Source organism: Palleronia sp. LCG004, assembly GCF_032931615.1.
Classification (GTDB): domain Bacteria; phylum Pseudomonadota; class Alphaproteobacteria; order Rhodobacterales; family Rhodobacteraceae; genus Palleronia.
This window is the reverse complement of record NZ_CP136759.1, coordinates 206,854-221,875: the sequence shown is the minus strand read 5'-3', so window position 1 is coordinate 221,875 and position 15,022 is coordinate 206,854. Positions and strand designations below refer to the sequence as shown.

The window sequence follows — 15,022 nt, the reverse complement described above, 5'->3', positions numbered from 1 at the left end:
GCTTTGAATCTTCTCCTTTCGCTCGGCATCTTTGGATCAACAACGGCAAGCGTCGAAAACGACGCGGCATACGAGGCAGTGAAACCGGATGACGACCACCCAAAGCGCAGCTACGCTGCCGCTCAACAGAATCTTGTGCGGTGATTGCATCGAGGCGATGGACAGCCTTCCCGAAGCTTCCGTCGATCTGATTTTCGCCGACCCGCCCTACAACCTGCAGCTCAAGGGCGCGCTGCATCGCCCGGACAACAGTCAGGTCGACGCCGTCGACGATGCCTGGGACCATTTCTCGAGCTTCGCCGATTACGACCGCTTCACCCGCGACTGGCTTCGCGCCGCGCGGCGTGTGCTCAAGCCCAACGGGGCGATCTGGGTGATCGGAAGCTATCACAACATCTTTCGCGTGGGTGCCGCGCTTCAGGATCAGGGGTTCTGGATCCTCAACGACGTCGTCTGGCGCAAGACCAACCCGATGCCGAACTTCAAGGGCAAACGGCTCACCAACGCGCACGAGACGATGATCTGGGCGGGTCGCAGCGAAGAGGCCAAATACACCTTCAACTACGATGCGCTCAAGGCGCTCAACGAAGGCGTCCAGATGCGCAGCGACTGGGTCCTGCCGATCTGCTCGGGCCATGAGCGCGAGAAGACCCCCGACGGCGAAAAGGCGCATCCGACGCAGAAGCCGCAAAGCCTGCTGCACCGTGTGATCGTCGGCACGACCAATCCCGGCGATGTGGTGCTCGACCCGTTCTTCGGGTCCGGCACGACCGGTGCCGTCGCCAAGATGCTCGGGCGCGACTTCATCGGGATCGAACGCGACCAGGGCTATATCGACATCGCGAACCGCCGCCTGTCGCGCGTGCGCAAGTTCGACCGATCCGCGCTCGACGTCACGCAATCCAAGCGCGCCGAGCCGCGCATCCCCTTCGGGCAACTCGTCGAACGCGGCCTGCTGCGCCCCGGCGAAAAGCTGCAGAATTCCCGCGGTCAGGTCGCGAAGGTGCGCGCCGACGGCACGCTCGTCGCCGATCACGTGACCGGCTCGATCCATCAGGTGGGGGCCGCGCTCGACGGTGCGCCCTCGTGCAACGGCTGGACCTACTGGAGCTTCGTGCGCGACGGCCAGCGCGTTCCCATCGACATTCTCAGACAACAGATCCGCGCAGAGCTGCGCTGAACCGCGTTACCGCCAGCGCCAAGGGCGAGCGGATGCCTCTGCATTCGCCCCGACGGCGCTACCTTGCCCCGCCGGCCCAGCCGGCGGGGTCTTTATTTCATTGACGGATCGGCCCGGATTGCGCTTTTCTCACGCGCATGAAGGCCATCCTGCTCCTGCTTTTCGTCGCCCTCCCCGCCCGAGCGGGCGATCTGCCGCCGCCGATCGATCCGGCCGGGTATTCGCAGCATTCGATGGAAGAGTTTCAGCTCGGGCGGCTGCTGTTCTACGATCCGATCCTGTCGGGCAACCGCAACATTTCCTGCGCGTCCTGCCACCATCCCCGCTTCGCGACGGGCGACGGGCTGTCGCTCGGCCTCGGCGAGGGTGGAACGGGTCTCGGGCCAGACCGGCATCCCGATCCGATGAACATGCCGGAACAGCGGATCCCCCGGAACGCCCCGCCGCTCTTCAATCTCGGGCATCGGGACGTCACCGTGCTTTTCCACGACGGCCGGATCGAGGCCGATCCCGACCGGCCGTCGGGTCTCAGGACACCGCTCGAGGACGAGATGGTCCAGGGCTTCGCGAGCCTCCTGTCGGCGCAGACCATGTTTCCCGTCCTGAGCCCCGACGAGATGGCCGGTCATTATCAGGAGAACGACGTCGCCAAACTCGTGCGGCAGGGCCGTCTCACGGGTCCGGACGGGGCCTGGGACACGATCGCCGGACGTGTCGCGGACATTCCGGAATATGCGCGGCGTTTTACTGCCGCCTATCCCGAAATCGCCGCCGGTCGCGACATCGATTTCACCGACATCTCCGACGCGATCGCGGCCTTCATGGCGCATGAATGGCGCGCCGACGACAGCCTTTTCGACCGCTATCTGAGGGGCGAAACCACGCTGGGCGACGCAGCTTCGGACGGCCTGGCGCTCTTCACCGGCTCGGCCGGCTGCGCCACCTGCCATTCCGGCCCCCTGCTCAGCGACATGTCGTTCCATGCGATGGCCGCTCCGCAGCTCGGACCCGGGAAGGCCGAGCGGTTCGAGAACCACCAACGCGATATCGGCCGACTTCGCGTCACCGGCCGGGCAGAGGATGCTTATGCGTTCCGCACGCCGATGCTGCGCAACGTGACGGAAACGGGGCCATGGGGGCATGCGGGGGCCCATGACGATCTGCGCGGGTTCCTTCGCGACCATGCCGATCCCGGACCGGCAATCGAGCGATACCGCGACCAGTCGGTGCTGCCCCGGATCGAGGGCATCGTCCCCGATTTCTGGGCGATGGAGAATCCGGTCGAACGTGCGGCGATCGCCGCAGCCGCCAATCCCGGCACCCCGCTCGACGAACGGGAGCTCGACGCGCTCATGGCGTTCCTCGGCAGCCTAACCGATCGCGGCTCGATTGACGGTCGCCTCGGCATACCTGACGCCGTTCCCTCGGGCCTGCCCGTCGACCGCTGAGCGCGACCGGCATTTCCCATTGTACGGATGCTCGATCCGTCATGGCGTTCGATGTCGGGCGGACCGCTCGGGCCCGCCCGTGAACTTTCACTCCGCGGGAATGGCGCGATCCTCGACCCCGAGCGGATATTCGAGCTTGTTCAGCATCTCCTTCGGACAGACCTGAACGAAGTTCGCAAGCTCCACATCCCAATGCTGCAGGATATCTGCGGCACGGCGGCTGTTCGTCTCGCGATGGTGCCGCTCGATCAGATCGCGCAGCTGGCCCTCGTAATGGTCGGTCGAGACCGGACAGGTCACGAGCGTCTCCATGTTCATCATCTGACACGCAGTTCCGCTCGGATCGTGGACGAAAGCCATCCCGCCGGTCATGCCGGCCCCGAAATTGGCACCGATCTCGCCCAGGATCACCGCGACGCCGCCGGTCATGTATTCGCAGCCGTTCGACCCGCAGCCCTCGATCACCGTATGCGCACCGGAATTGCGCACGCCGAACCGCTCGCCCGCACGGCCCGCGGCAAAAAGATGCCCTTCGGTCGCGCCATAAAGCACGGTGTTGCCGATGATCGTGTTCTCGCTCGCAACGAGCGGGCTCACCATCGGCGGCCGCACGACGATCGTCCCGCCGGAAAGGCCCTTGCCGACATAGTCGTTTGCGTCGCCGGACACCTCGATCTTGAGCCCCGGTGCCGCGAACGCGCCGAGCGACTGCCCCGCGCTGCCGGTCAGCTTCACGTGCAGGTGGTCGGGCTGCAGCCCGTGGTCCCGCATCCCGAAGCGCTTGACGATATGGCTCGACGTCCGCGTGCCGACCGTCCGGTGCGTATTGCGCACCGCATAGCTCAGCTGCATCTTCTCGCCATCCTCTAGGAAACGTTGCGCATCGCGTACGATCTCCGCGTCGAGCGTGTCGAGCACCGGCGTCCGCGGACGGTCGCGGTCGTAGGTGATCTTCTCCGCGCCATCGACCGTCACGAGGAGCGGGTTCAGGTCGAGATCGTCGAGATGCGCGCTTCCCCGGCTGACCTGGCTCAGCAGGTCCGCACGCCCGATCACGTCCTTGAGCGACCGCGCCCCGATCGAGGCCAGGATCTCCCGCACTTCGGTCGCATAGAAGGTGATGAGGTTCACCACCTTGTCGGCATTGCCGGTGAACTTGTCGCGCAGCGCGTCGTCCTGCGTACAGACGCCCACGGGACAGGTGTTCGACTGGCATTGCCGCACCATGATGCAGCCCATCGCGATGAGCGCGGCGGTGCCGATACCGTATTCCTCAGCCCCCATCATCGCCGCCATGACGATGTCGCGCCCGGTCCTGAGCCCGCCATCGGTCCTGAGCGTCACACGAGAGCGCAGGTTGTTCATGGCAAGAACCTGATGCGCCTCGGTCAGGCCCATCTCCCACGGCAGGCCCGCATACTTGATCGAGGTCGCCGGCGACGCGCCAGTGCCCCCGTTATGTCCCGAGATCAGGATCACGTCCGCCTTGGCCTTGGCGACGCCCGCCGCGATCGTGCCGACGCCCGAGGACGCCACCAGCTTCACGGTGACCTTGGCGCGCGGGTTGATCTGCTTCAGGTCGTAGATCAGCTGCGCCAGATCCTCGATCGAATAGATGTCGTGATGCGGCGGCGGCGAGATCAGCGTCACGCCCGGGGTCGAATGCCGCAACTTCGCGATCAGCTTGGTAACCTTCATACCGGGCAGCTGCCCGCCCTCGCCGGGCTTGGCGCCCTGCGCGATCTTGATCTCCAGCTCTTCGCAATTGAGCAGGTATTCCGCCGTCACGCCGAAACGCCCCGAGGCCACCTGCTTGATCTTGGCCGAGCGATTGTCGCCGTTGGCGTCCGGCGCGAAGTCCTTGGGATCCTCGCCGCCCTCGCCGGAATCGGATTTCGCGCCGATCCGGTTCATGGCGATCGACAGCGTCCTGTGCGCCTCGGGGCTGAGCGCGCCCAGGGACATTCCCGGCGTCACGAAGCGCTTGCGGATCGAGGTGATCGACTCGACCTCCTCGATCGGAACCGGGGCCCCGAGCGCCTTGAAATCCATGAGATCGCGCAGATGGATCGGCGGCGCGGCGCGCATCTTCTCGCTGAACTGCTTCCAGAGCTGATAGCTTGCCCGGTCGCAGGCCATCTGCAGCATGTGCATGCTGGTCGCCTGCCAGGCATGCGTCTCGCCCGACCGGCGCAGCTTGTAGAAGCCGCCGATCGGCAGCACGTCCTGCCCGCCGCGGAAACCGCGCGCATGGACCTCCTCGACCTTCCGCTGGATGCCGTTCACGCCGATCCCGGAAATCCGCGACTGCATCCGCGGGAAGTATTCCGCGCACATGGCACGGCTGAGCCCCACCGCCTCGAAGTTGAGCCCGCCGCGATAGGACGACACGACGCTGATCCCCATCTTGGCCATGATCTTCAGAAGGCCCTGGTCGATCGCCACGCGATAGCGCGTCATCGCCTCGGTGAGCGTGCCCTCGAGCAGCCCCCGCTCGATCCGATCGGCGATGCTGTCCTCGGCGAGATAGGGGTTCACCGTCGTGGCGCCGCAGCCGATCAGCACCGCGAAGTAATGCGCGTCGATGCATTCGGCCGACCGAACGTTGAGCGAGCAGAAGGTCCTGAGCCCTTGGCGCGTCAGCCAGGAATGCACCGCCGAGGTCGCGAGGATCATCGGGATCGGCACACGGTCTTCCGAGGCGTGGCTGTCGGTCAGCACGATGTGACCCGCGCCCGAGCGGACCGCGTCCTCGGCCTCCGCGCGGATGCGGTGCAGCGCCTTCGACAGGGTGCCGGTGCCCGCGCCTTCGGGGAAGGTGCAGTCGATCTCGACCATCGGAGAGGTGAAGCTCTCGACCATGCGGTCGAACTGCGCGTTCGCGACGAACGGACTGTCGAGCACGACGATCTCGGTCTGCGCGCTCGATTCGTCGAGCACGTTCTTGAGGTTGCCGAACCGGGTCTTGAGGCTCATCACGCGAAATTCGCGCAGGCTGTCGATCGGCGGGTTCGTCACCTGGCTGAAATTCTGACGGAAGAAATGCGACAGCGGACGGTAGGTCTCGGACAGGACGGCAGACGGCGTGTCGTCACCCATCGAGGCGAGCGTCTCCTTGCCGTCCTCGGCCATGGGCGCGAGGATCTGCTCGAGTTCCTCCATCGTGTAGCCCGCGCTGATCTGCCGCCGGCGCAGATCCGCGCCGGTGAAGATCGGGGCCTCGCTGACCTTCGACAGTTCCGTGTCGAGCTCGGTGATCCGTTCGACCCACTCGCCGAAGGGCTGCGACGCGGCGAGCTTGTCCTTAATCTCCACGTCGTGGAAAAGCTGCCCCGCTTCCATGTCGATGGCGAGCATCTGGCCAGGACCGAGCGCGCCCTTCTCGACCACGTTGCTCTCGTCGACGGGCACCATTCCCGCCTCGGATCCCGCGATGACCATCCCGTCGCCTGTCACGACGTAGCGCATCGGCCGCAGGCCGTTGCGGTCCAGACCCGCACAGACCCAGCGCCCGTCGGTCATGGCAAGCGCGGCGGGGCCGTCCCACGGCTCCATCACCGAGTTGCAGTAGGAATACATGTCGCGCCACGCTTCGGGCAGTTCCTGCGCCTGCTTCGACCAGGATTCCGGCACCAGCATCGTCTTGGCCATCGGGGCCGAGCGGCCGGCACGCACAAGGGCCTCGAACACGGAATCGAGTGCCGCGCTGTCGGACGATCCCTGCGGGACGATCGGCTTGATGTCCTCGGCCATGTCGCCGAAGGCCCCCGAGGCCATGCGGATCTCGTGGCTCTTCATCCAGTTCAGGTTGCCCTTCAGCGTGTTGATCTCGCCGTTATGGGCCAGCATGCGGAAGGGCTGCGCCAGCCACCATTGCGGGAAGGTGTTGGTCGAATACCGCTGGTGATAGATCGCGAAGGCCGAGACGAAGCGCTCGTCCTTCAGGTCGGGATAGAATTCGGCGACCTGCTCGGCCAGCATCATGCCCTTGTAGATGATCGACCGGCACGACAGCGACGCGAGATAGAGATCGCGAACACCGGCCGCGGCGCTGGCCTTCTCGATCCGCCGGCGGATGACATATAGCTCGCGTTCGAACGTCTCCTCGTCCACGCCCTTCGCGTTCGAGATCAGGATCTGCTCGATCTCGGGACGGGTCGCGTTGGCCTTCTCGCCCAGGCAGGTCGTATCGACCGGCACGTGGCGCCAGCCATAGATGTAGTGGCCCATGCGCAGGACCTCGGTCTCGACGATCGTGCGGCAGGTCTCCTGCGCGCCGAAATCGGTCCGCGGAAGAAAGACCTGACCCACGGCGATCAGCGCATCCTTGTTGGCCGTGTGACCCGTCCGCTCGATCTGGTCGTAGAAGAACTTGACCGGGATCTGCACGTGGATGCCCGCGCCGTCGCCCGTCATTCCGTCCGCATCGACCGCACCGCGATGCCAGATCGCCTTCAGCGCGTCGATGCCGGCCTCGACCACGCCGCGGCTCTTCTCGCCATCGATATTGACGACAAGGCCGACACCGCAGGACGAATGCTCGTCGCTTTCGCGATAGAGCGAATGGGCATCCATATGGGCCCGCTTGGCCGTCTCGCGGGCGACCCAGGCTGCGTCGTATTTGGTCATCGGTCAGTCCCCTTCGCTCATCAAGGCGAGGATCGCGTCGATCCCGGCCGTTGTCCTGCAATGATGCGCCCCGGCGGGAAAAAGACCACCGTCCGGCGCGTTAGTCCAATCTCGATCGCCGGAAGGTCGGCAATCACCTCCGCCCCAGCGAAGCCCGTTTGCGGGTGGTTTTCCAGGCAAGGCCGCGTGGCGTATTGCTCTCCGCCCATTCACGTCCGGGCCGTTCGGTCATGTCACACTGCATTTACCGACCTCCCGCCCGGACCCTCCGATCCCGTCCTACTTGCCCCCTAGATACTCCGAAGGGGGCTGCCTCCAAGGCCGCGGGGGCATGGCCCCCAACATCCGTCACTCGGCCGCGACCGCCGCCCGGGGTCCAAGCTGCGCCATGATCGCTTGCGCCGCCTCGCGTCCATCGCGGATCGCCCATACCACAAGGCTCGCTCCCCGCTGGATGTCCCCGCAGGCATAGACGCCCGGCAGCGAAGTCTCGTGCGTCCGGAAATCGGCAAGGACCGTCCCCCAGCGCGTCACTTCGAGGCCGTCGACCCCCCAGAGCCGCGGCAGGTCTTCCGGCTCGAAACCGAGCGCCTTGATGACCAGTTCGGCCTCCTCGACGTAATCCGATCCCTCGATGAGTTCCGGCACCTGCCGGCCCGTCGCGTCGGGTTGACCGAGCCGCATCTTCTGCACCACGACACCGTCGACGGTTTCGCCGCGAAACCCCTTGGGCGCGGAGAGCCAGACGAACTCGACGCCCTCCTCCTCGGCATTGGCGACCTCGCGCTGCGATCCGGGCATGTTGTCGCGGTCGCGGCGATAGAGGCACTTGACCGATCTGGCACCCTGCCGGATCGCGGTGCGGAGGCAATCCATCGCCGTATCGCCGCCGCCGATGACCACGACGCGCTTGCCCTCGGCATTGAGATCGCCATTCTCGAATTCCTCGACATCGTCGCCGAAGGACTTGCGGTTCGACGCCGTCAGATAGTCGATCGCGCGAACGATCCCCTTCGCGCCCACACCCGGTGCCTGCAGGTCGCGGGTCTTGTAGACACCGGTCGCGATCAGCACCGCGTCGTGTCCGGAGCGGATTTCCTCGAAGGTCACGTCGACGCCCACGTCGCAGTTGAGACGGAAGGTCACGCCCCCCTCCTCGAGCTGCGCGATCCGGCGCATCACGACGTCCTTTTCGAGCTTGAAGCCCGGAATGCCGTAGGTCATCAGCCCGCCCGCGCGGTCGTAGCGGTCGAAGACCGTGACCTGCACGCCCTCGCGACGCAGCATGTCGGCCGCGGCGAGGCCGCCCGGACCCGCGCCGATGATCGCGACCGTCTCCGGCCGCTCGCCGGCATTGGTGATCGGCTTGATCCAGCCTTCATCGAAGGCGGTGTCGGTGATGTATTTCTCGATCGCGCCGATGGTGACCGTTCCGTGCCCGGATTTCTCGATGACGCAGTTCCCCTCGCAGAGGCGGTCCTGCGGGCAGATGCGGCCGCAGATCTCGGGGAAGGTGTTGGTCTGCTGGCTGACGTCGTAGGCTTCCTGCAACCGGCCCTCTGCGGTCAGGCGCAGCCAATCGGGGATGTTGTTGTGCAGCGGACAATGGCTCTGGCAATAAGGCACACCGCATTGCGAGCAGCGCCCGGACTGCTCAGCCGCCTTCTCGCGCGCGAATTCGGCATAGATCTCGTCGAAATCCTCGCGGCGTGCATCCGCCGGACGCTTGTCGGGCATCGCACGGCCGACATTCACGAATTTCAGCATCGGTTGATTGGCCATCGTCGCCCTCCTGTCGCAAACGGCGCTTACACTGGCTAAAACAGAATTAAAAGACAGCTATGCTGACCTATACACTATTCTTTTGGTGAGACCAACTAACGTCCGCGGCAAACAAGATTGATATTAGGTCCGCTTCGGATCTTTATTAGTTCTTTCACTCGCAAATCAAAGGTCTAATTTGCGGCCAAATTCTGGAGAACGCGACACGATGCCCATTCTGCACCTCTTCCTCGTCGCGCTGGTCCAGGGGATCACCGAGTTTCTGCCCGTCTCATCCTCGGGCCACCTGATTCTCCTCCCGATTCTCACCGGTCTCGCCGATCAGGGGCTCGCCATCGACGTGGCGGCCCATGTCGGGACCCTCGGTGCCGTCGTCGTCATGTTCTGGAGCGACATACGCGGTGCCCTTCTCGGCGTTCCAAGGCTGCTCAGGGGCCGCGTCGACACGCAAGGCGCCTGGCTCGCGCTCTGCCTCGCCATCGCAACGGTGCCGGTCATCCTCGCGGGGTTGGCCCTTACGATCCTGGGCCTCGGAGAGGCGATGCGATCCGTCGCGGTCATCGGCTGGTCCACGATCATCTTCGGCCTCGTCCTCTATTGGGCAGACCGGAGCGGATCGACGTACCGCAAGGCCGAAGCCTGGGGCCTGCGGGACGCGGTTCTCATGGGGTGCGCGCAGGCGATCGCGCTGATCCCCGGCACGTCGCGCTCGGGTATCGCGATCACGGCCGGTCGCGCGCTCGGCTACGACCGGGAAGGATCGGCGCGCATCGCCATGCTCATGTCCGTGCCGGTCATCCTGGCCTCGGGTACGTTGCTGTCGCTGGAAGTTGCGGCCGATGCCGACTCCGCCATGGGACGCGACATGGTGATCGTCGCGCTGCTGTCCTTCGTGGCGGCACTGGCGGCGCTGAAGCTGATGTTCCGCCTGCTGCGGTCTGTCAGCTTCACGCCATACGTGATCTACAGGCTGGGCCTTGGCGCAATCCTGCTGTGGATCGCCTATTCCTGACGTGATCGCAGCCGGCGAGCGCTTTCCTTGATGTCGGAATACTGACCGGACCGGCGGAACCGCCAGAGATAGCCGGGCAGCACCGCTTCGGTCGCCGTGGGCTCGATCCCGAGATCGGCGAAGGTCCTGGCACCGTCCCCGACGACATTGTCACTCGAGAGATTGTCGACCTGATCGCGCGTGAGCGGCCCGGAGATCAGCCCGCCCGTGAGCTTGCCCACAAGGTCGAACCCGCCACCCATGATGCGTCCGGCCCAGATCGGCGAGGACACGATCAGCCTGCGACGGCGGATGACGTCGAGCATCTCTTCCATAAGTTCGCGGAACGTGCGGACATCCGGCCCGCCCAGTTCGTAGATGCCGGGCTCGACACGGGAGGTCAGCGCGCGTTCGACCGCCTGCGCCACATCGTCGACCCAGACCGGCTGGAACCGGACCTTGCCGTTGACGAGCGGCAGGACAGGCGAGCGGGCGGCCATCGAGGCGAAACGGTTGAAGAACTCGTCCTCGCTGCCGAAGATGATAGAGGGGCGAAGGATCACGGCACCCGGAAACGCCTCGCGCACGGCGGCCTCGCCCTGGGCCTTGGTACGGGCATATTCGCTGGGGCTGTCCTCGTCCGCGCCGATGGCCGAGATCTGGACGAGTTTCTCAACGCCTTCCTCGGCCGCGATCCGGGCGATCCGGGCGGCCCCTTCGCTCTGCAGCGCCTCGAAGCTCTGACGGCGCGATTCCGCGAGGATGCCGACGCAATTGACGACGGCATCCGCGGCGCGCGTGACCTCGCGCACCGATGCATCGTCGCGGATGTTGCAGAATACCGGCTCGACCTGCCCCACCACGCCGTAGAGCCTGACGAAATTGGCATTGTTGATATGCCGGCAGGCCACGCGGACACGCCAGCCGCGCGCGGCCATCCTCTGCGCGACATACCGCCCGACGAATCCCGAGCCGCCGAGGATCGTGACAATCTTCGCCATTGAAAATCCTTTCCCGCGTGGCTTTGCGGGGGTTTAGGACGCCCCGCCAGACCACACAAGCCGCAATTGCCCCACACCCCACTCTTTGCCGTTGACACCACCCCGGTGCCTCGGTAATTGCCCCCACGCAACCTGCCCAGGTGGCGGAATGGTAGACGCGCTAGCTTCAGGTGCTAGTGTCCGTATGGACGTGGAGGTTCGAGTCCTCTCCTGGGCACCATTGCGATCCCCGAGATCCGCAATTCCCCGACGAGACCGCATGTGTGTGCTTGAAGCATTGCGCAACGTGCGGATCGCGGGTCCGTCATTTCGGGGCCATCCTGATCGCCCCGTCGAGACGGATGGTCTCTCCGTTGAGCATCGGGTTCTCGACGATGGACTGGACGAGGCGCGCGTATTCGTCGGGATGTCCGAGCCGGTTCGGAAAGGGCACCTGCGCACCAAGGCTCGCCTGAGCCTCCTCCGGCAGAGACTCCATGAGCGGCGTGAGGAAGAGGCCCGGCGCGATCGTCATGACGCGGATGCCATAGCGCGCGAATTCGCGCGCGAGAGGCAATGTCAGACCGACCACCCCGCCCTTTGACGCGCCATAGGCCGGCTGACCGATCTGGCCGTCGAACGCCGCGACGGACGCGGTGTTGACAATCACGCCACGCTCGTCGCCGTCGGGGTCGGATGCGTGGATCCGGGCGGCGAATTTCGAGGCGACGTTGAAGGTGCCGCCGAGATTGATCGACACGATCCCCATGAATTTCTCGAGCGGAAGGGCACGGCCCTCGCGGTCGACGGCCTTGGCCGGCGGACCGATGCCCGCGCAGTTGACGCAGATGCGCTGCGCCTCGCAGAAGTCGAAGGCCCGGTCGAGCGCCGCCTCGACATCTTCCTCCGACGTCACGTCGGTGCGCACGAAACGCCCGCCGATCCGTTCGGCCGCCGCCGCGCCCCTTTCGGCGTCGAGATCGAGGATCGTGACCTTCGCCCCGTTCGTCGCCAGCCGTTCCGCCGTCGCGGCACCGAGACCGGAGGCCCCTCCGGTCACGATCGCCCCTGCCCCGTCGATCCGCATCGCCACACTCCTCCAGCTGTCGCAGAACCGATCCCATTGTTGGACGCAGCTACGCCTCCGGACAAGCCGTCACGTGCCCCGGATCATCGCCTGGGAGGCTGTCCTGCGGCATGTTGACTTGGCCGTGCGACCCTCCCATCGTCGCGGCACGGATCCGGGGGCCGAGGGAGGAAACGCCGTGCGGAGGAGTAGGTCTGATTGCGTCCGGGGTCGCCCATGGCCCTGATTTCCTATCTGACGCGGATCGAGTTCGGGGAGGGCGAGATCGCGCGACTGGCCGAGTTCGTGTCCGCACTCGGCGGGACGAAGCCGCTTCTCTGCACCGATCCGGGGCTTGTCGGGACCGGGATCGTGACGCGCGTCGCCGGCAGCCTTTCCGATGTCGCGATCTACGACGCGACGCCGGCCAATCCGACCGAGGCGGCCGTTATGGACGCGCTCGCGATCTATCGGCGCGAGGGATGCGACTGCGTCATCGGGCTCGGAGGGGGATCGTCGCTCGATCTGGCCAAGGCGGTGCGACTGCTGACGGGACACGAGGCACCGCTCGGGCAATATGCCGCGATCAACGGCGGTGTCGCCCGGATCCATGGACGCATCGCGCCGATGATCGCCGTCCCGACGACCTCGGGCACCGGCTCGGAGGTCGGGCGCGCGGCGGTCATCATCACCGAGGATGGCCGAAAGGTCGGCATCCTGTCGCCGCACAACCTGCCCTCGATCGCGCTCTGCGATCCGGAGCTGACCTACGGGCTGCCACCGGGCCTGACGGCGGCGACGGGGATGGACGCGATCTCCCATTGCCTCGAGACGTTCATGGCACCGGCCTTCAATCCGCCGGCCGAGGCGATCGCGCTTCACGGGCTGGACCGCGGGATCGGCGCGATCGAACGGGCGATGCAGGACGGCGGCGATGCCGAGGCGCGGCGCGACATGATGATCTCGGCGCTCGAAGGGGCGATGGCGTTCCAGAAAGGGCTGGGTGCGGTCCATGCGCTGACCCATCCGCTTGGGGCCATCCGCGAGCTTGCCCTGCACCACGGCACGCTCAACGCCGTGCTGATGCCCGAGGTGCTGCGCTTCAACCGGCCCGCGATCGGCGCGAAATGGGATCTCCTGCACGAAAGGCTGGGCGGGCCGCCCGACCAGCGGATCGCAGAGCTCAATGCCCGGCTCGGGATGCCCTCGGGACTGAGCGCGATGGGCGTGACCGGCGCGATGATGGAGCGCGTGGCGGATGCGGCGCTTCTCGATCATTGCCACGCGACCAATCCGAGGCAGGCGACCCGCGAGGAATATCTCGCGATCCTGCAGGCCGCCGCCTGAATCGGGACGCGGCGGAGCGATCCTGCGGAGTTCCCGCGTCGCGGTACCCGTCAACGAGACCGAAATTGGAGACGAGATGACCCAGAACAGAGACGCCGGACATCTGATCGCCGGTGAACGCGTATCCTCGGGAGCGACCTTTGCCTCCAGCCCCGTGACGGGCGCGGCACGGGACTTTCCCATCGGAACACCCGACCTGATCGACCGGGCCGTCGTGACGGCCGACGACGCCTTCGGAGCCTATGCCGCAACCACGCGCGAGGATCGTGCGGCCTTTCTGAAGGCCATTGCCGAGGAACTGGAAACGCGGGTCGACGAGATCACCGAGACGGCGATGGCCGAGACCGGCCTGCCCGAGCCGCGGATCCGGTCGGTGGAGCTGCCGCGGACGGCGAACCAGATGCGGCTTTTTGCGCGTCATATCCGTGACAGCGACTATCTCGACCGTCGCCACGACGAGCCCCTGCCCGATCGCAAGCCGATGCCGCGCCCCGATCTGCGCATGATCCAGCGGCCGATCGGGCCCGTCGCGATTTTCGGTGCGTCGAACTTTCCGCTCGCCTTCTCGACGGCCGGTGGCGACACCGCCGCGGCCCTTGCCGCGGGATGCCCCGTGGTCGTGAAGGGGCATGAAGGCCATCCCGGCACGGCCGAACTCGCCGCCGAGGCCATTGAGGCCGCGCGGCAGCGGACTGGCATGCCGGCCGGAGCGTTCTCCTTCGTCCATGGCGGCGACCACGCGGTGGGGCAGGCCCTGGTCCGCCATCCGCTCATCCGGGCAGTCGGGTTTACCGGATCGCTCAAGGGGGGCCGCGCGCTTTTCGATCTCTGCGCCAGCCGGGAGGAGCCGATTCCCTTTTTCGGAGAGCTCGGATCGGTCAATCCGATCTTCGTCCTGCCCGAGGCGTCGGCGGCGCGGGGAGGCGAAATCGGCAAGAACTGGGCCGGGTCGCTCACCATGGGGGCGGGGCAGTTCTGCACCAACCCCGGGATCGTGATCGTCATGGACGGACCGGGTGCCGATGCACTGCGCGATGCGGCCGCGGCCGCACTGCGCGATGCGGCACCGCAGACCATGCTGACCGACGGCATCGCCGCCGCCTACAGGGAGGGGGCCGTCCGCATGCGCGAGGTGCGTGGCGTCGAGACCGTTCTCGAGACCGAGCCCGGCGCGCGACAGGCCACGCCGTTCCTTTTCGACACCGACGCGCAGACCTGGCTTGCCGAAGAGACGCTTGGCGAGGAGGTGTTCGGACCGGTCGGCCTGATCGTCAGATGCCGCGATGCGGGCGAGATGGCGGCGGTCGCGCGTGCGATGCGCGGGCAGTTGACCGTCACCTTCCACATGGACGACGGCGACGCGGCGGAGATGCGCACCCTGCTGCCGTTGGCCGAGCGTCGCGCGGGCCGCGTCCTCTTCAACGGGTTCCCGACGGGCGTGGAGGTGGCCGATGCGATGGTGCATGGCGGCCCCTATCCCGCATCGACCAATTTCGGCGCGACTTCGGTCGGGACGCTCGCCATCCGGCGGTTCCTGAGGCCGGTCTGTTACCAGGACATTCCCGACAGCCTGCTGCCCGACGATCTGAGGGCGTGAGG

9 protein-coding genes and 1 tRNA gene are annotated in these 15,022 nt (G+C 66.1%); 6 read left to right on the top strand and 4 right to left on the bottom strand.

The genetic code is table 11. The features are described 5' to 3' along the window. Nucleotides 1-88 precede the first annotated feature (88 nt). The gene (locus tag RVY76_RS01000; RefSeq protein WP_317375200.1) at nt 89-1,180 is read left to right on the top strand and encodes a site-specific DNA-methyltransferase; all 1,092 of its coding nucleotides are present in this window, start codon (nt 89-91) and stop codon (nt 1,178-1,180) included. 137 nt (nt 1,181-1,317) lie between these two features. Beyond that, entirely contained in the window at nt 1,318-2,628 is a 1,311-nt protein-coding gene (locus RVY76_RS00995) for a cytochrome-c peroxidase (RefSeq protein ID WP_317375199.1), read from the top strand. Nucleotides 2,629-2,715: 87 nt separating this feature from the next. Here the strand turns inward: RVY76_RS00995 and gltB are convergent, their stop codons facing one another. Then, the gene (gltB, locus tag RVY76_RS00990; protein WP_317375198.1) at nt 2,716-7,257 is read right to left on the bottom strand and encodes a glutamate synthase large subunit; all 4,542 of its coding nucleotides are present in this window, start codon (nt 7,255-7,257) and stop codon (nt 2,716-2,718) included. A gap of 348 nt (nt 7,258-7,605) precedes the next feature. Next, nucleotides 7,606-9,039, bottom strand: a complete 1,434-nt coding sequence (locus RVY76_RS00985) for an NAD(P)-dependent oxidoreductase (protein ID WP_317375197.1) — start codon at nt 9,037-9,039, stop codon at nt 7,606-7,608. Between the two features lie 208 nt (nt 9,040-9,247). Between RVY76_RS00985 and RVY76_RS00980 the strand changes: the two genes are divergently transcribed. Then, a complete protein-coding gene (locus tag RVY76_RS00980; protein WP_317375196.1) occupies nt 9,248-10,051 on the top strand; it encodes an undecaprenyl-diphosphate phosphatase in 804 nt (267 codons plus the stop codon). Here the strand turns inward: RVY76_RS00980 and RVY76_RS00975 are convergent. Beyond that, a complete protein-coding gene (locus RVY76_RS00975) occupies nt 10,042-11,031 on the bottom strand; it encodes a complex I NDUFA9 subunit family protein (protein ID WP_317375195.1) in 990 nt (329 codons plus the stop codon). The genes RVY76_RS00980 and RVY76_RS00975 overlap by 10 nt on opposite strands. 134 nt (nt 11,032-11,165) lie before the next feature. Here RVY76_RS00975 and RVY76_RS00970 point away from each other — a divergent pair. Then, nucleotides 11,166-11,251, top strand: a tRNA-Leu gene (locus tag RVY76_RS00970). 84 nt (nt 11,252-11,335) lie between these two features. On the opposite strand, the gene RVY76_RS00965 is transcribed toward RVY76_RS00970, so the two are convergent. After that, entirely contained in the window at nt 11,336-12,097 is a 762-nt protein-coding gene (locus RVY76_RS00965) for an SDR family NAD(P)-dependent oxidoreductase (protein ID WP_317375194.1), read from the bottom strand. A gap of 216 nt (nt 12,098-12,313) precedes the next feature. Between RVY76_RS00965 and RVY76_RS00960 the strand changes: the two genes are divergently transcribed. Both RVY76_RS00960 and RVY76_RS00955 read left to right on the top strand, forming a co-directional pair. Further along, nucleotides 12,314-13,423, top strand: a complete 1,110-nt coding sequence (locus RVY76_RS00960) for an iron-containing alcohol dehydrogenase (protein ID WP_317375193.1) — start codon at nt 12,314-12,316, stop codon at nt 13,421-13,423. A 76-nt stretch (nt 13,424-13,499) separates the two neighbouring features. Next, nucleotides 13,500-15,020, top strand: coding sequence for an aldehyde dehydrogenase (NADP(+)) (locus tag RVY76_RS00955; protein WP_317375192.1), 1,521 nt, complete (start codon nt 13,500-13,502; stop codon nt 15,018-15,020). Nucleotides 15,021-15,022: the final 2 nt, after the last annotated feature.